The sequence below is a fragment of the Ruegeria sp. AL2 genome, from assembly GCF_056540845.1.
The window spans coordinates 48,879-69,473 of sequence record NZ_JBQFXM010000001.1; the positions used below are offsets into that span (position 1 = coordinate 48,879).

A 20,595-nucleotide genomic window follows, 5' to 3' on the forward strand; every position below is an offset into this window, starting at 1 on the left:
TTCTTGGTCGTCTTGTTACTCGGCGGGGACGCTTTGCATGTCTCCGCCGTCGCGCGCCGCATCAATCAGGGCGCGGCGCGCAATGGCATAATTGTCTTCACCGCCGGCGCGTTTAGCACGGCGGTCATCCAGAATACGTTCGACGGCATCCAGACGCCCGGCACGCAGACCCGAGTCGATGGTAATGCGTTCAAATACATCACGTTGTGCGTGGCTTCCACCGGCCAGTTGCATTGAACCGCGCGCCGCCAACAAGTGATCAAATGCCGTGCCATAATGGCCGTCACCAAAGGCTTCAAGGCCCATGGCGGCCGCGACACCGGGATCGGCCATACGGCGGGTGGTGTCGTCATTGGCACGCGCTGCATCCTTGTTCATGCGGGTCAGCATCTTGGCGGTGGCGTCGGCGCGGTTGTCACCGGTCAGCGCCAGTAGATAGTGCAGATCGGCGAAGATCAGGCAGCCGTCTTCGGTGCGCGCAGCACTCAGGTCAGCCAGTTCTTCCCAGCGATTTCCAACATTTACGCCTTCAAGTTCAAGCCGCATCAGCAGCGAAGTTCCGTTCGAGATGTCGCGGTAATCGTCGGTTTTGTCCTTGCGGACGTGGTTGTCATACAGATTCATCACCTGATCAATCTGACCCAGATCCAGATGCATCAGAGCCTTATGCCACCAGACGTGATAGCGGAAGTTGTTGCAATGGGCCCAGGCCGCCTCGCGCCCGGCCAGCCAGTCAAGGCCCAGCTGCGCGTTGCCAGCCATTTCATGGACATGGGCCACCGCGTGCAGACCCCAGGCATCGTCGGACACCATCCAAAGCGCCTGACGTCCTGCAATTTCGGCCTTTTCGTAGGCTCCGGTTTCTTCCAGTGCGAAGGAATGGCAGCCCAGCAGATAGCCGCGACCGGGGTGATCGGGTTCATATGCTGGCATTACCCGTTCGATCGAACGGCGCATTCCATCCGGATCCCCCAGAACGAAACGGGTCGCATGGCTGAGTTTCATCGCCAACGTATCTTGTGGATGATCGCGCAGGACTGCTTCGAACTTTTGCACCGCCTGTGTCAGTTGGCCCGCCAGATACAGCCCCAATGCATCGACAAACAGCCGCTCGCGCGCCGAGACGGGCTGCCGGCTCATCGCAGCATTGGCAGCCGCCAAAGCCTCGACTGCAACCGCCATCATCTCACGCCGACCGAGAAGGGCCATGAACAGGCCTTTCACGGCATGACCCAAAGCAAAATCGGGCTCAAGCTCCAACACTTTGCCCAGATGTTGGGGTGTAGCCGCGGCATGAGCCATAAACCCAAGCAGAACACCATTCCAGGCTTCGACAGCTTCCGGCTGCGCCAAGGTGTTCATCTGTCCAAAAACGTCTTGTTTCATACTTGGGTCCAATCTGATTGCGGTATTTGACACTGTTTGATGTAACAGAGTGTGCGAGAGCGGCGTATCAGTATCGACCCCGCTCTCGAATTGGTGAAATGTCGTGTGTAAGAAAGTCGAAAAAATCCGCCGATTCAAAGGCATGTTTCAGCAACTTGCCGCCTAGTTGTGCAAGTGTTTCAATCGTCGAACGGGTTTTCAGCGCTTAACACCCAGTAAGTATCGGCCCCGCAGGTGGGTGGCGCGCTGCGATATGTTACAGGCGTGCGTGACAAGTTCAGGGGATTCCCGATCAGGTTCACGATACCGGGCTGGGCCTGCATCGAAATCTGCATTTTTCGTGCTGCCACCTGTTCCGTATCAAAAACCTGATCCAGCGTCTGGACCGGTCCTACGGGCACTTTCACGGCTTCAAGACCGGAAATTACTGATCGTGTATCCAGACCTTGGACAGCGGGCCGAAGAATGGCGTTTAGCGCATCACGGTGTTCCAGTCGCGCCGGGTTGGTCACGAATCTGGGGTCGTCGGCAAGTTCGGGTTGTCCCAGGAAACCGCACAGCTTTCTGAACTGGCCATCATTTCCAACCGCCAGAATGACATGCCCATCGGATGTCTCGTAGACGTCATAAGGCACGATGTTGGGGTGCCCGTTTCCACGGCGCTGCGGAACGTTGCCAGAAGTCAGGTAATTGACGCCCTCGTTGATCAGCCACGCGATCTGAGAATCAACAAGTGCCAGATCGACCTGTTGACCTTCACCGGTCAGGTCGCGGTGGCGCAGCGCGGCCAGAATGCCAACGCTTGCATACATTCCGCACATCACATCAGCGATGCCGACCCCCACTTTCATCGGCGCGCCTTCCGGGTCGCCGGTCAGGGACATGATCCCGCCATAGCCCTGTGCCATCAGGTCATAGCCGGGTTTGCTGGCATTTGGCCCGGTTTGGCCGTAGCCCGAGATCGAGCAGTAAACGAGGCTAGGGAATTCCTGCGACAGGGTGGCATAGTCCAGCCCGTATTTCGCGAGACCGCCGGGTTTGAAATTCTCAATCAGAATATCCGCGTGTGAGGCCAGCCGCCGTACTTCCGCCTGACCTTTCTCGGTTGCGATATCCAGGGCCACAGATTTCTTGTTTCGGTTCGCTGACATGAAATAGGCGCTCAGGTCCGAACGGTTGCCATCGGCATCGGTGACATAGGGCGGACCCCATTGCCGCGTGTCGTCGCCCCCGGTGGCAGGGTTCTCGATCTTGATGACACTTGCGCCCAGATCACCCAGCAACTGCGTGCAGGTTGGCCCGGCCAGAATACGGCTGAGGTCCAGAACTTTGACGCCCTTCAGCGGGCCCTCAGATGCGGCCATCGTATCCTCCACGGTCGATTTCAGCGGCGATGACGGTAAATGTCTCGGCCTTTACAGCAGCTTCAAGTGCTGCACGCAACTCTGCCCGGTTGCGGACAGTGTGGCCGTTCCCACCAAATGCACGGGCCATGGCGGCGAAGTCATGGTGGTCGAAATCCACACCATTATTGACCATCTGCCGCTGCCGTTGTTTCAACTCGATAAGGGCAAGGCTGGCATCTACGAAGACAAGAAAGATCGGATTGCCGCCCATTTGAGCCGCCGTAGACAATTCCCCGGCGACCATCAGAAACCCGGCATCACCCGAAAAGCTGATCACCGGGCGGTCGGGCTCGGCCAGTTTCAGACCAATGGCCATTGGGACAGCACAGCCCATGGTGCAGAGCGCCGAGGATTGGATCAGCCCACGTTCTTCGCTGCATTCCCACATCTGGCTCAGCAGAATGCGATGCGCGCCGCTGTCAGCGGTTGCGAGTGTTTCGGGGGGCAGGGTCGTGCGCGTTTCGGCGATGACAGCGGCGGGTCCCCAGTCCTCATCGGTGGGAAAGGCCAATGCCAGTGCGGTTTTGACCTGCGCGGGCTCACCACCCGGCCATGTCGTGCGGGCGGGGTTTCCCTTGGCAATGGCCTCAAGTGTCTCGCCCGTGTCGGCCACCAGATTAAGACCCGCCTGATGCATGTAGTGGTCATTGATCACCGCTGATATGTCGATGACGCGCTTTTCTTCGGGGTCCCAGATTTCGCGCCAGCCGGGGCGCATTTCGATCGGGTCATACCCCAGACACAGCACCAGATCGGCTTGTTCGACCAATGGGACAAGGTGCTTGTCTGCCAAAGGCGACAGGCCAGCGCCGCCCAAACACAATGGGTGATCTTCGGGAACAACACCCTTGGCCTTGTAGGTGGTCACAAATGGAATTCCGAAATGTTCCAAAAACGCCTGCACCACACTGCGCGAGTCGTCATAGAGGACATCGAGACCAATAATGGCGATTGGGCGCTCGGCCTCAGCCACCCAGCGCCGGGCTTTTTCAAGGCATTCACCATTGGGACTGACAGGCGCGACCTTGGCCAGACGGCGGCGTTTCACACCCGTCACTGGCGTATCGGCGACCGAGATCGGAACATCGATATGGACCGGGCCCGGTCGCGGCTGTGTGGCAAGCGACACAGCCTTGTCTGCGACGATATCCGCGCCCTTGGCCGTCAGTGTGAACGTGCCCTTGGTGATGGAACGGTAAACCTGGCTGTGATCCATGACCTGATGAGTATAGGTCAGCGCCTCGTCCGCATCGACGCAACCGGTCAGAACGATCATCGGAACACGGTCCTGCAACGCATTGGCCACCACATTGATGCCGTTCATCGCGCCCGGACCCAAAGTGGCGACCAGAATCGCAGGCGCGCCGTCGCGGTGATGCACGGCCTCGGCCATGAATCCGGCCGAGTTTTCATGTTTTGTCAGATGAAAGGTGATGCCCGCCTTTTCAAGCGCATCCACCAGTGTCAGGACCTCACCCCCCGGCATTCCAAAGGCGTGGCGGCACCCCGCTTCATACAGGCGTTGGGCCAGAAGATCGGCGGCGCGCGGCGTGGGGTCCTGCATCAGTCATGCTCCGAGATAACCGTTTCGAAGCAGATTGCGGAGGACGCCACCAGACGCAAGGCGGATCACGTCAGTGTGACTATTTGACTGCGTCTTCAGCTACAGATTGAAAGGTTTTATCAAGTTCTGCAGCAATGTCCTGCAAAGCTTGTCCGCCTTCCGCCATGTAAGGGTCAAACACGAAACTGGGGGTCTTGTAAGACAGGGTTGCGGTTCCGTCCTCGTTCTCGGTGACATAGAAACGGATCGGTGCTTCGATCATTGCATTGGTAGAGGTTTCCAGCACCCTTACCGCGTAATCGTTGTTGAACGCGCCAATAACCAGATTGCCCGGAATGGTGATTCCGCGCGCCGCAGCTGCCTTGGTGGGGCCGGCCTGCGTGACCACTATCAATCCGTTGTCCTTGATCGCAGCCTTGGTTGCATCGACCAGTTCCGAATAGGTTTTGTCCGCAGGAAACACGGCCCAACCGGCTGGGGCGTCTTGTGCCCAAACGGGTAAAGTGATCAGGCAGAGCAAGGGAATGAGGGCTTTCATTGTCACGTCTCCTGTATTGAGGTGCAACCTGTGTGCCAGACCTTACCGTCCCGCGACATCACAAACCCGTGTTCATGTGCCCGTGCGGTTTTTCCGGCGCGTCTTTAACAGGTAGATATCCATGATCCAGCCATGTTCGGCGCGGGCCTTCGCCCGGGTCTCAAGGATGTTCTGCGCGACTTCATCCAGCGGGCCACTGATCAGAACCTCTTCTTTCATACCCACATAGGCGCCCCACCAGATGTCATAATCTGCCAAATCAAGGGTTTGGAACGAGCATTCGCCATCCAGCATCACCGCGACGTTCGAGTCCGCATCGGGCCAGCCTTCGTCCCGGATACGACGACCGGTTGTGACAACGTAGGGCGCGCCCAGATCATTGATGGGAATCACATGGGCAGCGGTCAGCGCCTGCAACGCGGTGATGCCGGGGATAACCTTGGTATCGGGTTGCGGGTTCAACCGGGCAGCGATACGCAATGAGCTGTCATAGAGGGACGGATCCCCCCAGATCAGCAACGCGACATGCTGCGCCTCTGGATGAGCGGCAATGGCCGCTTGCCAGCGCAGGGCGATGGCGTCGTGCCATTCATCGACACCGCGCAGGTAGCCATCGTCGGCCCGGCGCTGGGGAATATCGAAATAGGCGATCTGTGGCGGCGTTTCGGCGACACGCTCAATGATCGCTTCACGTAGCCCGGCCAGATCAGCCTTGTTTTCCCCTTTGCGTGGAATCAGGATCAAATCCGCCGCCCGGATCGCCTGCGCGCCCTGAAACGTTACATGATCCGGATTGCCGGTGCCGATGCCGATCAGGCTCAGATCAATCATCGTCGAACTCCGCCAGCGGGCCGTAAAGAATCAGTGCCGGTGCTTTGCCGATCTCGGTTTTCAGCTGCTCTGCCAGCGCGCCAATCGTGGCGCGTTGCAGTTTTTGGTCGGGGGTTGAGACGGATTCGGCCATAAGCGCCGGAGTATCCAAAGGCAAACCTTGAGTGTGCAGGGCTTCGACGAGCAAGGGGAAGGTGCGTTTGCCCATGAAAACGACGGTGGTGGCCTGCGGATCGGCCAGCGCCTTGAGGTTCAGGTCGTCGGGCAACTCACCACTGACGTCATGGCCGGTCACGAACTGAACCCGCCGGGCCGTAAGCCGACGCGTCAATGGAATGCCTGCGGCCGCTGCCGCTGCCACTGCTGAGGGGACGCCGGGAATGATCTCATAGGCGATACCGGCTGCGCGCAGGGCGACAAGCTCTTCCTCAAGCCGTCCGAACATACCGCCGTCTCCGGATTTCAGGCGCACCACATGCTGACCGGATTGCGCGTAATCCACCAGCAACCGGCTGACATGGTCCTGCTTGGGTGACGGACGACCGGCCCGCTTTCCGACACCAACCAGATCCGCATCGTCGCGCGCATGGCTCAGGATCGGGCCGCTGCTGAGATCGTCGAACAAGATCGCGTCGGCCTTTTGCATCCGGTCCACCGCCTTGAGCGTCAGCAGTTCCGGATCACCGGGGCCAGAGCCGATGAAAGAGACAAAGCCACTCATGCCGACGCCTCCGCAATCAGGTGAAAGAACGTGCCAGTGACATTGCCACGCAGTGATCCGGTTTGCGGGCCTTCTTCCCCTTCGGCGTCAAACACGCGTGCCAATGGGGCGTCCGGTTGGTCCACGATCGAGGAATAATGGAACTCGTGTCCGCGCAATGCCGATCCTTTGGCAAAGCCGGGCATAGGGGCCAGAAGGGCGGCCTTTCTGTAACCAAGGTTGAACTTGCGCTTCTGATAAGATGTGACAAGGCCCAGCAAACCAGCCATTTCATGGTGCACGCCGTCCTTGTCGATCAGCGCCTGACCAAGCGCCATGTAGCCGCCGCATTCTCCGTGCACCGGTTTTGTTTCCGCGTGTTTACGCAAATCACTCAGAAAGGTGGTGGCCGCTGCCAATGTTCCGGCGTGCAATTCGGGATACCCGCCGGGCAACCAGACCAGATCGGCATCCGCCGCCGGAGGTTCGTCTGCCAAGGGTGAAAAAGGCAAGATCTCGGCACCCGCATCGTGCCACCCTTGCAAAAGGTGGGGATAGGTAAAGGAAAAGGCGGCATCACGGGCCAGCGCGATTCGCTGGGCCGGGGGCTGCGGCAGCGCGGCTGACGAAGGTCCGCTGGGGCCTGAGGAAGCCGCCCGCTTGATTGCGTCAAGGTCCACATGTTCTCGTATAAACGCGGCATAGCCTACAATGGCGCTTTCCAGATCGGGGTGTTCGGCCGCCTGAATAAGTCCCAGATGCCGCTCTGGCAGGGTCAAATCACCACGGCGGGGCAGCACGCCCAGAACAGGCAGGCCCGCGCGCTCCATTCCCAGACGGGTCAGGCGTTCGTGGCGGGGGCTGGCGCATCGGTTCAGGATCACTCCGGCAAAGGGCAGATCGGGATTGTACATCCTGAACCCCAGCGCCGTTGCCGCCGCTGATTGTGCCTGCCCGCCCACATCCAGCACAAGCACAACGGGCCAGCCCATGCGCAGGGCGGTCTCGGCGCTCGATCCTTGCCCGACTTCGCCAGGCTTTGCGACACCGTCGAACAAACCCATCGAGCCCTCGGCCACCACAATGTCAGCGCCTTCGGCCTGAGCAGAAATTGCACTGAGCAGGGGATCTGCCATCGCCCAGCTGTCCAAATTGAACGAAGCCCGCCCGGCAGCTGCCCGGTGAAAGGCGGGATCGATATAATCCGGCCCGCTTTTAAAGGGTTGCACGGTCAGGCCATCTTCGGCCAGCGCGCGCAAAAGGCCCAGCATGACTGTCGTCTTGCCAGTACCCGAAGAGGGTGCTGAAATCAGAATACCCGGAGGGTTAGTCATCACCATGGCTCCAGCTTGACCAAGGGCTGTCGGCACTTTGCGGGCGATAGCGGCGGTCGTAATCTCTGGAATAAAGACAGCTTTCCTCAAAACCCTCACCGGCCAGCGCGGGGCCGACCATGATCAAAGCCGTGCGCGAGATGCTTTCATCCAGCGACCCTTTCAGGGTTTCCAGCGTTGCGCGGATGATCTGTTCATCCGGCCAGCTTGCGCGATACACAACGGCCACCGGGCAGTCCGGGCCATAAGCCGGGGTCAGGTCTGCAATAACCTTGTCCAGATTGCCGATTGACAGATGAATGGCCAGTGTCGCGCCGGTACGGGCAAAATTAACCAGGGTTTCACCTTCGGGCATGGATGACGCGCGCCCCGGAGTTCTGGTCAGAACCACCGACTGCGCTAGTCCCGGCAGGGTTAGTTCGGTGCCCAGGGCCGCTGCGGCGGCGGCAAAGGATGGCACGCCAGGGGTGACGCTGACCGGAATGCCCACTTCTTTCAGGCGTCGGATTTGTTCGCCCATCGCTGACCAGACTGACAAATCGCCCGAATGCAGCCGTGCCACATCCTGACCCGCTTTATGCGCGACTTCGATCTCGGCCATGATCTGGTCCAGATCCATGGGCGCAGTGTTGATGATTTTTGCGTCTTTGGGGCAGTGGCTCAGAATTTCCTCGGGCACCAGCGATCCGGCATAAAGGCACACGGGACACGAGGCGATGATGTCGCGCCCACGCAATGTCAACAGGTCTGCAGCGCCCGGTCCGGCGCCGATGAAATGAACGGTCATGTTTGTCCTCCGATGGCGATGGCGCAGGTGGCCAGCCGGTCGTCCGAAATATGTCTGGGTGAAAGCAGTCGCGCGCCGGACCCGGCGGCGGCAAGGGCCGATGCTTCGGCAACGCTGCCGGTGCCATAAGCGGCACGGCTGCGGTTCGAGCATGTCAGGGTGCGTTGTCCGGCCAAATCGGCAGCCGCCACGAAATGCAGCGGAAGAGCAAGGCTTTCCGCAAAGGCCACCAGCGCAGAGTGGCCGTTTTTGTCAGCGACCGTCGCCAGAGCTTGGACATCATGGCTGGCCGCTGCCGCGTCATAGGCGGCGCGCAAACTGTCTGCCGTCGCGTCGGATGAGAAGCCCAAGCCTGCCACGATCATAACGTCACGCTCCACTGGACGACCGGATAGGCAGATTTCCAGCCGCGCCGCGGTCCGAGCGGTGCAGAATGAGCCAGTTCGATCCGCAACAGGTCTCCGCCCAGGTCTTGGTGCCATCGCGCCAACAGGGCTTCGCTTTCCAGCGTTACCGCGTTGGCGACCATCCGGGTGCCAGCGGGCAGGGCGTCGCGAAGCCACGCCAGCAGGCTGGCGCTTAGCCCACCGCCGATGAAAACCACATCCGGCAGTGGCAAACCGGCCAGCGCTTCGGGTGCTGTGCCGTGGACAACCTGTAACCGATCCTGCCCCAGCGCGTCGGCATTGCGGCGAATGCGTTCGGCCCTGTCGGCGCGGGGTTCGATACTGGCGGCGGTCAGGGTCGGGTCGCACATCAGCCATTCAATACTGATCGAGCCGGTGCCACCGCCAATGTCCCACAGATGTTCGCCCCGCTGCGGTGCCAGTGCGGACAGGGTCAGTGCCCGGATCGGGCGTTTGGTGATCTGGCCGTCGGTTTCAAATAGATCATCCGGCTTGCCCGAGGCCTTGGACAGTCCCTGCCCAGTGCCGGTCACTTCCAACCCGACGCAGACAGGATGATCGAAGGTTCCCAGCAGAGCTTCGGTCAGGCTCAATGTCTGGATGCTTTCCCGCGGGCCGCCGAGGGCCTGCATCACATGCAACGCGCTGTCGGCAAAACCGGTTTCGCTCAGATATGTCGCCAGTTCAGCAACCGCCTTGCCGTCACGCAAAAGCACAATGGCATGAAGATCCGGGGCCAGATGCGGCCGCAATCGGGTCAAAGGCGCAGCGTGCAGGCCGAACGTCGGCGTGCTTTCCAAAGGCCAGCCCAGCCGCGCGGCGGCCAGCGAAAACGTGGACTGGCCGGGCAGGGCGCTCCACTCTTTGGCATCGAAGTTACGCGCGATGACGGACCCTGCGCCAAACCAGAACGGATCACCTGACGCCAGAACCACCGTCTGCCGTCCGCGCAGGCCTTTCAGGATCGGCAATCCGTCCGAGAACGGCACCGGCCATTCGACCCGTTCAGCCTCGTTTTCCGGCAGCAGCGACAGGTGACGAGGCGGCCCCATGATCACTTCGGCCCGGTCCAGCACTTGACGGCTTGCAGGCGACAGGCCATCAAGCCCATCTTCGCCCAATCCCAAAACGGTCAGCCACGGAGACTCAGACATGCCCAACCTCCTGATTCTTGGCGGCACGACCGAGGCCAACGCTTTGGCCAAAGCTGTTGCGGAACAAGGGATTACGGCTGTGTATTCTTATGCGGGACGGGTGGAAACCCCGCGTCCGCAGCCGTTGCCGGTGCGAGTTGGCGGGTTTGGCGGCCCGGAAGGTCTGGCCCACTACATCCGTGAAAACGCGATCACCCATGTCGTGGATGCGACCCATCCATTTGCGGCGCAGATGAGCCGGAACGCGATTGAGGCGTGTCACACAACTCAGGTTCCACTGGCCGCCTTGACCCGCGCGGCGTGGAAGCCGCAACCCGGCGATGTCTGGCACCGCGTGCCCGATATCCCTGCCGCCGTCGATGCGCTTGCAGGTGATCCTCAGCGTGTGTTCCTGGCTGTCGGACGTATGCATCTTGAAGACTTTGCTGCCCAGCCCCAGCACCACTACCTGCTGCGTCTGGTGGACGAACCCGACAGCTTGCCCTTGCCTCTGGCGCAGATTGTCGTGGCCCGGGGTCCTTTTGCAGAAGCCGAAGACCGCGCACTGATGCAGCAACATAGGACGCAACTTGTGGTGTCCAAGAACGCGGGCGGCTCGGGCGCGCGCGCCAAGCTGGACGCAGCGCGGGCGCTGGGCCTGCCAGTGCTTATGATCGACCGCCCGGTGCTTCCCAAGCGGACCGAGCTTTCGACTGTCGCACAGGTTCTGGACTGGCTGTCTCATCCCTGATCCTCGACCGGGGTGAAGCGTGGCGTATAGACGATCGGCGTGCCATTGCGTTCGATGACGCGAGTGCGCGACGAGCCGACAATTACCACGGTCTGCATATCCGCCATCTCGGGCGTGGCCTCGGCCAGTGTGGAAATCCGGATCGCCTCATCCGCTCGTGACACGGCGCGCGCAAACAGGATCACCCGCTCGGGCTCGCATTCTTCGCGCAGGATTTCCAATGTCTTTACAAGACCTTCCGGGCGAGACTTCGAGCGGGGGTTGTAGAATGCCATCGAGAAATCGGCCTGCGCAGCCAAGCGCAGGCGTTTTTCGATCAGCGACCAGGGCTTTAGGTTGTCGCTAAGGTTGATGGCGCAGAAATCATGCCCCATCGGAGCGCCTGCGCGGGCAGATGCGGCCAGCATCGCGGTGATCCCCGGCAGCACATCTATCTGAATGTCACGCCATTCTGTTGGGCCATTCTCCAACGCTTCGAACACAGCTGCAGCCATAGCAAACACACCGGGATCGCCCGAGGACACAACAACCACCCGCCTGCCGTCGGCGGCCATTTGCAGCGCGTGTTGCGAGCGGTCGATTTCAACCCGGTTGTCACTGGCGTGCAGGTTCAGGCCGGGGCGGTCGGCCACGCGGGCCACATAAGGGATATAGCCCACCACATCAGTGGCGTCGGCCAAAGCCGCTGTAACTTCGGGGGTGACCAGCGCCTCGTCTCCCGGACCAAGGCCTGCGATCTTGACCCAGCCGCTCATGGTCGGCGCCCCTGACCATGAACAACGATGATCGAGAAATACGGGGTGATCTTCTCGCAGGCCTCAGACAGTTTTGTCACCGTCTGGTTCGGCATTTGCGCGTATTCGACAATCCATGCGCGGTCGTACAGCCCGGAGGTTTTCAGTGCGCGTTTCACCTTGTCGATGTTCCGCCCGATCTTCATCACGACCAAAGCATCTGTCTTCGCCATGCGTTCAGCCAGAACCTCCTCGGGCAGGGTGCCGACCAGAACGGTCAGCACATCATCCCCCCAGGTGATCGGATCGCCGGTGGCCGTCCATGCACCGGACATACCGGTGATGGCTGGTACAACCTCGACCGGAGCTTCGTCACGCAACCGATTGTAAAGATGCATGAACGAGCCATAGAAAAACGGATCGCCCTCACACAGTACCACCACATCCTCACCCTGTTCCGACAGCGTCTTCAGGTGTGCTGTGCACTCTTCATAGAACGCGGCCTGCAACTCGTTATAACGCGGATCAGTGACCGGGATTTCGGTGGTCACCGGGTATTCCATCGGGAATTCAATCGCGCCTTCGGGGATCATCCCGTTGACGATTTTGCGGGCCTGACCGCTGCGACCCGGTTTGCGAAAGAATGCCACGTGTTTGGCGTTGCGTAGAAGGCGATCGGCCCGGACACTCATCAGATCAGGGTCACCGGGGCCAAGGCCCACGCCGTATATGGTACCCATTTTCATTCCGCCCGGCTTGCGATGGCGTTGATGGCTGCAACGGTGATGGCGCTGCCACCCAGACGGCCTTTGACAATGCAGGAGGGGACGGGTTGCGCCTGCCACAACGCGTCTTTGGATTCCACCGCTCCGACAAATCCGACGGGGCAGCCGATGATCGCAGCAGGGCGCGGGCAATCCGGGTCTTCCAGCATGTTCAGCAAGTGAAACAGCGCGGTGGGCGCGTTTCCAATGGCGACCAGAGCACCTTCCAGATGCGGACGCCAGAATTCCAGCGCAGCGGCAGAACGGGTGTTGCTCATCTTGGTGGCCAGAGGGCGCACGCGTTCGTCATGGAGGGTGCAGATCACCTGGTTGTCGGCAGGCAGACGGAAGCGGGTCACACCTTCGCTGACCATGCGCGCGTCACACAGGATCGCCGCGCCGTTTTCCAGCGCCGTGCGTGCGGCCTGCACAAATCCGGGTGAGAAATGTACAAACTCCTCCAGCCCGACCATGCCGGCGGCGTGGATCATCCGAACGGCGACCTGCTCTTCATCGGTATCAAAGCGGGCCAGATCAGCCTCGGACCGGATGGTGGCAAAGCTTTCCTTGTAGATCGCCGCGCCATCGGTTTCGTATGTATAGGGCATCAGGTGAAGTCCATGGTCATGAGTGTTTCGGGGGCGAGCCCGCGTTGGCAGGGCTCATCCCCTGCGCGGCCCTGTTTGACAAGATCAAATCGCCCGTTGTTGCCGACCACTGTGATCTCGGCCGGGCCCATATGGGCGCACCCCTTGGCGCAGCCCGAGACATGCAGACGACCGGGGATGCGCCGGGCCAATGCACGGGCGATGTCGCGGGTTTCCACCTGCGCTTGCGGGCAGAACGGCGCGCCGGGGCAGGCGTCGGTTGTCATCATCGGATCGGCTCCGTCCATGACGAAATCCGGGGAGGGTATCGCCGCCCCGCCTTCCAGCAGGATCAGCCGCCACGGGGTGACACGCAGGGCAGAAGCGCCGCTGGCTTCAACCAGTTCACAAAGCTTGCGCGCAGGCAGCGAGCCGAATGCCGCGCCGTAGAGAGCGCCCAGTTCATAGGGGCCGGGTTGCAGTTTTTCACCGATAGGACCGGGGGCAAGTCCCAGCCAATCCTGTGGCAGCGCGTGGGCGACCCGCGCCATGCGGCGTGTCTCGGGCGTATAGGTCTGGGCAAACCAACGGGCCATCGCGATCACGTGGTCGATGGCGTCGCCTTCGGCCACACACCGCCCGGTTTTGCAGCCGTCGGCGCGCAGGATCAGACCGTCGGCACACAGTTCCAGACGAATATCTGCGGAATCCGAGGCCAACAGGCGCGTCGGGCCTGTATCTATGGCAAAACCGAACTTAGCGGGCAGAGCAGGCAGTTCCGCCAGTCGATCGATCAATTCCTGCGTCAGCCGCGCGGTCAAATCGCCCGCCTGATAGAGCGGAGTGACCAGAATATTGCGGCGTACTTCGATGCCGGGTTCCGCATCAAGCAAGTCCAGCGCCGCAAGCTCCACAAGCAACGGCTGGTGGTCGCGCTCATCCACGCCGCGCAGTTGCAGGTTGGCACGATTGGTCAGGTCAATGGTGCCGTTGCCGAACCGTTCAGCCAGTTCGCACAAGCCAATAGCCTGCCTGGCATTCAGTCGCGCCAGACGCGGACGGACCCGCACGACCAGCCCGTCGCCTGACATCATCGGACGATGCGCGCCGGGACACCAGCCTTGAACGATAGGTGCACTCATCTCAAACCCTCCAAATCGGCCCGGATCGAATTCCGGCGCGTGTTCCAAAGCCCCGCTTCCAGCAATGCACGGAACCTGTCTTGCATGGCCTGATGGGCCTTCGGGTTGGTCTCTTGCAGAAAGGTATCAACGGCCTCATTACCCAATGTGGCTTCGTGATAGAGATCAAACAGATGCGGAGCGACAGTGCCGGACAGATGCGCGAAAGAGGCCATGTGATCCAGCGTCGCAGCAATCTCGGCGGCGCCGCGAAAACCATGGCGCTGCATCCCCGCAATCCAGCCGGGGTTGGCTGCGCGGGCATGAACGACGCGGCTGATTTCTTCCGGCAGAGTCCGGGCGCGCGGATTATCTGGGTTGGTGTTGTCCAAATGGTAAAGCTGAGCGGTGCCCCCAGCGACCTTTTTGGCGGCGGCAAAACCGGCTTCATGCGTGGCATAGTCGTTGGCCAGCAGCAGGTCAGTTTCCGTCAGATCCTGGAGGTGAACAAAACTGTCGGCATTGGCGACACGATCCGTGATTCCCGCTTTGTCTTGCGCAATGTGTTCACCTTCCAGCGCGTACGAGCTGGCCTCAAGCCATGCTTCCCCGGCTTGGGCGCGCGCCTCGTCCGTATAGGTCTCGGACAGATGGGTCATGTTCAGGCCGTAACTGCCGGGGGCCGGGCCAAACACCCGCGCAGCCGGGGCGTGACCGGCATAGGGGTTCCAGTCGGTCGCTTCATCACGCTCTGACAAAGCCCGAACCGCCTGACCATAAAGGGCTGACAACGTGGGGAACACATCGCGAAACAAGCCCGAAACCCTCAGGGTGACGTCCAGGCGCGGGCGGCTCAGGTCGGTGATGGGCAGCACTTCGATACCCGAAACCCGCTCGGATCCCTTGTCCCAAACCGGCTTTACACCCAGCAGGTGCAGGGCCATGGCGAATTCTTCGCCCGCAGTGCGCATGGTGGCCGATCCCCACAGATCGACAATCAGCCCTTTCGGGTAATCACCTTCCTCCTGCAAGTGCCGCCGTACCAGTTCCTCGGCCAGTTTCACGCCTTGCGTGTAAGCTGCGCGGGTGGGCACAGATCGCGGATCGGTGGTGTAAAGGTTTCGCCCGGTCGGCAGCACGTCAAAGCGGCCCCGATAGGGCGAGCCGGACGGGCCAGCCTCGATCCTCTTGCCGGCCAGCGCATTGATCAGGGCCTTGCGTTCGGCATGGGCGGATGGGGCTGGGTCGAAACTGCCGGTCACGTCCGGGACACGCCCATAGACGTGCAGCCCGTCGCCGAACTGACTTTCTTTGATATCGCAGACAAAGCGGTCAATGCGCGTGATTGCTTCGGCGGTGCTGGTGGCCTGATCCAGACCCAGATCGTTCTCCAGTCCAATGGCCTGTGCTTCTTCCCGGATATCTTCCTGCAGCCGGTCACGGCGTCTGGGGTCAAGGCCGTCCGCGTTTGAAAACTCGTCCAGCAGGGCTTCCAACCGCACCATCCGGTCAGGCGTTCCGCTTTCTTTCATGAGAGGTGGGATGTGGCCCAGGGTCACCGCGCCGATCCGGCGTTTGGCCTGCGCGGCCTCGCCCGGGTCGTTGACGATGAACGGGTAGATCACCGGCAGGTCACGGATCAGTGCCTCGGGCCAGCAGTTTGCCGATAGGGCGACTGATTTGCCGGGCAGCCATTCCAGCGTGCCATGCGCACCGATATGGATCAGCGCATCCGCTCCAAGACCTTTGCGCAGCCACAAATAGAAGGCGACATAGCTATGGCGCGGGGTGCGCGAAAGGTCGTGATAGTCGTCATCGCGCAGCTCGGGTGTTCCGCGTTCTGGTTGCAGTGCGACCAGCGCCTTGCCGCGTCGCAAAGCCGTGAAGTGAAACGCGTCATGAGCGAAAATTGGGTCTTGCTCGGGATCGCCCCATACGGTGTGCAGATCGGTGCGCAGGGTCTCGGGCAATTCAGCGAGTGCACTCAGATAATCCTCAAGCGGCCACGATACCCGGGCGTCCAAGAGTGTGTCGGCAATCGGTTCGGCAGCCGTGATGTCGTAGCCTTCACCGTGAAGATCAGACAGCATCGCTTCGGCTGAGGCCAACGCGTCGAGACCGACCGCATGGGCCATCTGCCAGTCTTTGCCTGGATATGTGGACAGTACCAACGCGGGGATCTGGTCTGCCTTGGGTTTATCACTCAGAGCAAGCCAGCCAGATACCCGGTCGATGATCGCCTCGATCCGGTCCGGCTCGGCCCGATGCGCAAAACGCGAGTATTCCAGATGCGGATCGCGCTTGCCCGGCTCTTTGAAGGAGGCAATGCCTGCTGATATTCGCCCGTCCACTTCGGGTAATACCACGTGCATGGCGAGGTCGGCAGGCGACAGGCCGCGTTCGGCCTCGGCCCAAGCCTTGCGTCGCGAGGTGGCGAGGGCGACCTGAAACACCGGCACATTCGCCGCGTCCAGAGGCGACGTGCCAGACGCGCCCTTACCCGAGAATGAAGTGGCGTTGATGATGGCCGATGGTCTGAGGGCAACGACCTGTTCCCTGAGCCAGTTGGCAGCGGCCGGGGCCTTGAGCGACGGGGCGAACAAACCCACCGCCTGGAGCCCGCGGGCGCGCAAGCTGCGGATCAGGGCCGCGACCGGGGCTGTGTCTGCTGATGTCAGATAAGCGCGGTAGAAGGTTACGAGAATGCGTTTAGCATCGTTCTCGAACGCGCAATCCACCGGGATGACACCCTGTTCCGGGCACCACGCACCGCATTCGGGCACGGTTTTCGCGCCCATCACCGGGCCGGCATAAAGCCCTGCTGCTAACGCCATCTGGGCCAATGCGGCCTGCGCGGCGACTTCTCCGCCGGTATCACACAGATGTGCCAGCCGCCGCAGGGTCGAGAGGGGCAGGGTCGAATACTCATCCAACCGAGTGTCTTCGCGCCCATCCGCCGGTAAAACGGCCAGCGCGATGCCTTTGGCCTGTGCCAGTGCCAGAACCTGTTGCAACCCGTAAGACCAATAGGGCACGCCACCGATCAGACGGATCAGGATGCCCTTTGCGCCTTCAAGTGTCTGTTCAACATAGGTGTCGACGGACAGTGGGTGTTTCAATGCTGCAAGATTGGCCAGTCGCAAGGTTGGCATCCGCCCCTCAGGTCCGCCGCCGCGATGCCAGCCCGCCGCGAAAGCGCTCAGGTCACTGTCGGAAAAGGACAGTACAACCAGATCAGCCGGGCTTTGGCCCAGATCGGTTGGGGTCTCGGTTTCCTCGAGCCCGTGGCTTTCGCGAAAGACGACGTGCATGACTTACTCGGCAACCTCGGTCACACCCACTAGGATATCACGGATCTCAGCCTCTTTGATGTCGTCATGTTCGGCAATGACGACCAGGCGCGAGCGGCGCTCTTCACCGGGCTCCCACGGGCGGTCGTATTGGTGACGAACCCGTACGCCGACAGCCTGAACCAGCAGGCGCATCGGTTTGCCAGTGACGGCGGCATAGCCTTTGACGCGCAGGATATTCAGCTCAGTTGCCAGACGTTCAATCCTGGCAACCAGTTCCGCCGGGTCGGTCTGTTCCGGCAACTCGACGATGATGCTTTCGAAATCGTCATGCTCATGATCGTGATGGCCATCGTGATGTGACGGGCGCGCGTCCATGTCATCTTCGGCGGCAGCCTCAAGGCCAAGCACGACACGAACGTCGACGACACCCTCGGCAACCTCGACGACGGGAAGCGGGCGCGGCGCCTCAGCGGCGATGATCTGTTTAGCTTTCGCGACACCTTCGGGACCTGCCAGATCGGGCTTGGTCAGCAGGATGATATCCGCGCACGAGATCTGATCCTCGAACACCTCGGACAAGGGTGTTTCGTGGTTGATCGAGTCATCAGCCAGCCGTTGGGCATCCACCGCTTCAACGTTCGGAGCAAAGCGACCGGCGGCCACGGCCTCGGCATCGGCCAGCGCAATAACGCCATCAACGGTAATTTTCGAACGGATATCAGGCCAATCAAACGCTTTCAGCAGCGGTTTGGGCAGTGCAAGGCCGGATGTTTCGATCAAAATGTGATCCGGGCGCGGTTCCAGCGCCATCAGCGCCTCGATGGTCGGGATGAAATCGTCGGCCACGGTGCAGCAGATGCAGCCGTTTGCCAGTTCCATGATGTTTTCCGCAGGGCATTCCGGAATCGCGCAGGACTTCAGGATGTCGCCATCAACACCCACATCGCCAAACTCGTTAACAACAATCGCAAGGCGCTTGCCCTGCGGGTTCTGCATCAGATGGCGCACCAGCGTGGTTTTGCCCGAGCCCAGAAAGCCGGTGATCACAGTGACGGGGAGTTTTTCAAGGTTCGACATGATCTCAGGCTCCAATCGGGGGAATGCGCGAGGCGCAGTTTTTGCGGAAATGTTCAGGACGGTCGCGCCATTTCACCAGACCATCGCCTGTGGCCAGATACTTAGTCGCGCCATCGATGATGACATCGACGTGATCGATTTCGTTCAGATTCTCGTAAACAAAGGTCCAGCGATCCGGCCCGCCCCGAAGCACGATGGAACAGCCCTGATCGCAGTTCGAAAGGCATTCGACCGGTTTCAGAATGATGCCATCCGGCAGGACAGCCTGTTCCAGGGCCTTGTGCAACAATGTGCCGGGTCGCTCAGCGTCATCCTCGACGGGCAGACCCCGGCGGCAAGTCGTGCAGACCAGTAGCTCTACCGGTTCGTTCTCGGTCATGTCTCTCATCCCCCCAAATCCTCTTCGCGGGGGACGGGGTTTCATGCGGGCACCACGTCTGCACATGGACCCGACACCGGAACACCCCGCCCGGTTTCAACTTCGGGTGTTGGCAGGTCTCCCGGCTTGCGGATGCCAGAGCGGTCGCTCTGTCGGATGTCCCGCCTTCCCGGCACAGGCCAGTGGTATTGGGCATCCTCTCCGGTCACGGTCGCGGGGGCGGCTGCGTTTAGCGGATGAACCGTTGACGCATTCCCTTTTCATCGGCTGTCGCCGACACCAACGACAGGGACATGCGGCACCGCTGACCCGCTTGTCAAGCGGTTCGCGCGCAACAAATAGGCCAAGGAGAAAAAAGCGACCTGTAGGCGTCGTTCGGCGGCATGAAGAATGTGTTCGGTATGTGGTCGCATGACGGGAAAACGACGAAATTGGAGATGCGTCATATGAAAGTGGGATTTATCGGTCTGGGTAACGTAGGCGGCAAGCTTTCGGGATCCCTTTTGCGCAACGGCATTGATCTGACTGTGCATGACCTGAACGCGGATCTGGTGGCCGAGTTTGTCGCCAAAGGTGCAAAGGCGGCTGAGGGGCCCGCCCAGTTGATGCGCGATTGCGATGCGGTGATCACCTGTCTGCCGTCTCCGGCAGCATCGGACGCAGTCATGCAGGAGATGTTGCCCGAAGTGGGCCCCGGTAAGATCTGGATGGAGATGTCGACCACGGACGAGGCCGAAGTCAAACGCCTGGGAGCCGAAGTCATATCGCGCGGCGGTGCGGCCGTCGATTGCCCGGTTTCTGGCGGGTGCCACCGTGCCGCGACGGGCAATATCTCGATCTTTGCGGGCTGTGACCGGGAAACGTTTGAACGAATTCTGCCGTTCCTGACGACAATGGGTCGTCGGGTTTTGCACACCGGCGAACTGGGCTCGGCCTCGGTGCTGAAAGTGATGACCAATTATCTTGCCACCGCCAACCTGATCACCTGCGCCGAAGCACTGGTTACGGCAAAGGCTGCGGGGATGGATCTGAACACGACCTATGAGGCGATCAAAATCTCGTCCGGCACGTCCTTCGTGCACGAAACCGAAAGTCAGGTCATCTTGAACGGGTCGCGCGATATTTCCTTCACCATGGATCTGGTGAAGAAGGATATCGGTCTGTTTCAGGAGGTCGCCGACCGCGCCGGGGTGCCGCTGGAAATAAACCCGGTGATGATCAACATCTTTAACGATGGTATCGCACGCTATGGCGAACGCGAGCTTTCACCAAATATTATCAAGCGGCTGGAAGAGGCAACCGGCCTGGATATCACCGCCCCGGGCTTCCCTGCCGAAATGACGGATGATGAGCCGGAGGAGCCGGGATACGAGGTTGTGCCACAAGGGCGCGCCTGAACGTAAAGCACATACCAGACAAAATCTCGCCCCTTGAACGAGCAGGGGTAGGCAGGTGTTCCGAAAAACACGCCATATCTGGCCCGCAATTCGACAGAATCGCGGGCCTTGAACGTCTTGAAATACCGAGCGTCGCACGCGTGTACTGCGGGGTTAAGTCAGCGATTTGGATGTTGTTGGAGGCGAGTACCGGAATCGAACCGGTGTACACGGATTTGCAATCCGCTGCGTCACCACTCCGCCAACTCGCCTTTTCAAGTAAAATCAAATACTTGCTGTGGTGTGACTGGGTTTTTAACAGCTTTCCTCGGGGGCGTCCAGTGGATTGCGTGCGAATTTGCCGGCAAGACTGAAATTTGCCGAAGTCCATGCCCAAGGAGGTGATCACGATTTAGGTTGCGGCAAC

Annotated in this window: 19 protein-coding genes, 1 tRNA gene and 1 riboswitch; of the genes, 2 read left to right on the forward strand and 18 right to left on the reverse strand. The window is 60.6% G+C overall.

Going from position 1 to position 20,595, the window contains the following annotated elements:
* Positions 1-15: 15 nt before the first annotated feature.
* From ACR0ID_RS00235 to cbiE, 10 genes are all read right to left on the reverse strand, one after another.
* Entirely contained in the window at positions 16-1,386 is a 1,371-nt protein-coding gene (locus ACR0ID_RS00235) for a tetratricopeptide repeat protein (protein ID WP_480603092.1), read from the reverse strand.
* Positions 1,387-1,565: 179 nt separating this feature from the next.
* Positions 1,566-2,750: a CaiB/BaiF CoA transferase family protein gene (locus ACR0ID_RS00240; RefSeq protein WP_480603094.1), complete on the reverse strand. Its 1,185-nt coding sequence runs from the start codon at positions 2,748-2,750 to the stop codon at positions 1,566-1,568.
* Positions 2,737-4,356: a thiamine pyrophosphate-binding protein gene (locus tag ACR0ID_RS00245; protein ID WP_480603096.1), complete on the reverse strand. Its 1,620-nt coding sequence runs from the start codon at positions 4,354-4,356 to the stop codon at positions 2,737-2,739. The genes ACR0ID_RS00240 and ACR0ID_RS00245 overlap by 14 nt, the downstream gene beginning before the upstream one ends.
* A 79-nt stretch (positions 4,357-4,435) precedes the next feature.
* Entirely contained in the window at positions 4,436-4,894 is a 459-nt protein-coding gene (locus ACR0ID_RS00250; protein WP_480603098.1) for a DUF302 domain-containing protein, read from the reverse strand.
* A gap of 72 nt (positions 4,895-4,966) precedes the next feature.
* A complete protein-coding gene (cobF, locus tag ACR0ID_RS00255; RefSeq protein WP_480517638.1) occupies positions 4,967-5,725 on the reverse strand; it encodes a precorrin-6A synthase (deacetylating) in 759 nt (252 codons plus the stop codon).
* Positions 5,718-6,446 (reverse strand): uroporphyrinogen-III C-methyltransferase, encoded by a 729-nt coding sequence (cobA, locus tag ACR0ID_RS00260; RefSeq protein ID WP_267363673.1) that lies wholly within the window; start codon positions 6,444-6,446, stop codon positions 5,718-5,720. Before cobA ends, cobF begins: the two co-directional genes overlap by 8 nt.
* The gene (locus tag ACR0ID_RS00265) at positions 6,443-7,765 is read right to left on the reverse strand and encodes a cobyrinic acid a,c-diamide synthase CobB (protein ID WP_480603100.1); all 1,323 of its coding nucleotides are present in this window, start codon (positions 7,763-7,765) and stop codon (positions 6,443-6,445) included. The genes cobA and ACR0ID_RS00265 overlap by 4 nt, the downstream gene beginning before the upstream one ends.
* The gene (gene cobM, locus ACR0ID_RS00270) at positions 7,752-8,546 is read right to left on the reverse strand and encodes a precorrin-4 C(11)-methyltransferase (protein WP_480603102.1); all 795 of its coding nucleotides are present in this window, start codon (positions 8,544-8,546) and stop codon (positions 7,752-7,754) included. The genes ACR0ID_RS00265 and cobM overlap by 14 nt, the downstream gene beginning before the upstream one ends.
* Positions 8,543-8,911: a cobalamin biosynthesis protein gene (locus ACR0ID_RS00275; protein ID WP_480476793.1), complete on the reverse strand. Its 369-nt coding sequence runs from the start codon at positions 8,909-8,911 to the stop codon at positions 8,543-8,545. The genes cobM and ACR0ID_RS00275 overlap by 4 nt, the downstream gene beginning before the upstream one ends.
* Positions 8,908-10,107: a precorrin-6y C5,15-methyltransferase (decarboxylating) subunit CbiE gene (gene cbiE, locus ACR0ID_RS00280; protein ID WP_480603104.1), complete on the reverse strand. Its 1,200-nt coding sequence runs from the start codon at positions 10,105-10,107 to the stop codon at positions 8,908-8,910. Before cbiE ends, ACR0ID_RS00275 begins: the two co-directional genes overlap by 4 nt.
* Between cbiE and ACR0ID_RS00285 the strand changes: the two genes are divergently transcribed.
* Positions 10,106-10,837 carry a cobalt-precorrin-6A reductase gene (locus tag ACR0ID_RS00285; protein WP_480553847.1) on the forward strand — a complete coding sequence of 244 codons (732 nt, stop codon included), beginning with the start codon at positions 10,106-10,108 and terminating at the stop codon, positions 10,835-10,837. The genes cbiE and ACR0ID_RS00285 overlap by 2 nt on opposite strands.
* Here the strand turns inward: ACR0ID_RS00285 and cobJ are convergent.
* From cobJ to ACR0ID_RS00320, 7 genes are read right to left on the reverse strand one after another with little or no spacing between them, the layout of a single operon-like run.
* Complete coding sequence (cobJ, locus tag ACR0ID_RS00290) at positions 10,828-11,592, reverse strand: precorrin-3B C(17)-methyltransferase (RefSeq protein ID WP_480603106.1); 765 nt, start codon at positions 11,590-11,592, stop codon at positions 10,828-10,830. The genes ACR0ID_RS00285 and cobJ overlap by 10 nt on opposite strands.
* Complete coding sequence (locus ACR0ID_RS00295; protein WP_480603108.1) at positions 11,589-12,317, reverse strand: precorrin-2 C(20)-methyltransferase; 729 nt, start codon at positions 12,315-12,317, stop codon at positions 11,589-11,591. The genes cobJ and ACR0ID_RS00295 overlap by 4 nt, the downstream gene beginning before the upstream one ends.
* Positions 12,314-12,943, reverse strand: coding sequence for a precorrin-8X methylmutase (locus ACR0ID_RS00300; protein WP_480473498.1), 630 nt, complete (start codon positions 12,941-12,943; stop codon positions 12,314-12,316). Before ACR0ID_RS00300 ends, ACR0ID_RS00295 begins: the two co-directional genes overlap by 4 nt.
* Complete coding sequence (locus tag ACR0ID_RS00305; protein WP_480603111.1) at positions 12,943-14,064, reverse strand: cobalamin biosynthesis protein CobG; 1,122 nt, start codon at positions 14,062-14,064, stop codon at positions 12,943-12,945. The genes ACR0ID_RS00300 and ACR0ID_RS00305 overlap by 1 nt, the downstream gene beginning before the upstream one ends.
* Positions 14,061-17,354 (reverse strand): cobaltochelatase subunit CobN, encoded by a 3,294-nt coding sequence (gene cobN / locus ACR0ID_RS00310; protein WP_480603113.1) that lies wholly within the window; start codon positions 17,352-17,354, stop codon positions 14,061-14,063. Before cobN ends, ACR0ID_RS00305 begins: the two co-directional genes overlap by 4 nt.
* Before the next feature lie 3 nt (positions 17,355-17,357).
* Entirely contained in the window at positions 17,358-18,413 is a 1,056-nt protein-coding gene (gene cobW, locus ACR0ID_RS00315) for a cobalamin biosynthesis protein CobW (protein WP_480473492.1), read from the reverse strand.
* A 4-nt stretch (positions 18,414-18,417) separates the two neighbouring features.
* On the reverse strand, positions 18,418-18,792 hold the full coding sequence (locus ACR0ID_RS00320) for a DUF1636 family protein (RefSeq protein ID WP_480603115.1): 375 nt from the start codon (positions 18,790-18,792) through the stop codon (positions 18,418-18,420).
* Between the two features lie 94 nt (positions 18,793-18,886).
* A riboswitch (cobalamin riboswitch) is annotated at positions 18,887-19,091 on the reverse strand.
* 102 nt (positions 19,092-19,193) lie between these two features.
* On the opposite strand from ACR0ID_RS00320, the gene ACR0ID_RS00325 reads away from it, so the two are divergent.
* The gene (locus tag ACR0ID_RS00325; RefSeq protein ID WP_480603851.1) at positions 19,194-20,189 is read left to right on the forward strand and encodes an NAD(P)-dependent oxidoreductase; all 996 of its coding nucleotides are present in this window, start codon (positions 19,194-19,196) and stop codon (positions 20,187-20,189) included.
* Positions 20,190-20,366: 177 nt separating this feature from the next.
* On the opposite strand, the gene ACR0ID_RS00330 is transcribed toward ACR0ID_RS00325, so the two are convergent.
* Positions 20,367-20,440 (reverse strand) — tRNA-Cys (locus ACR0ID_RS00330).
* Positions 20,441-20,595 lie beyond the last annotated feature (155 nt).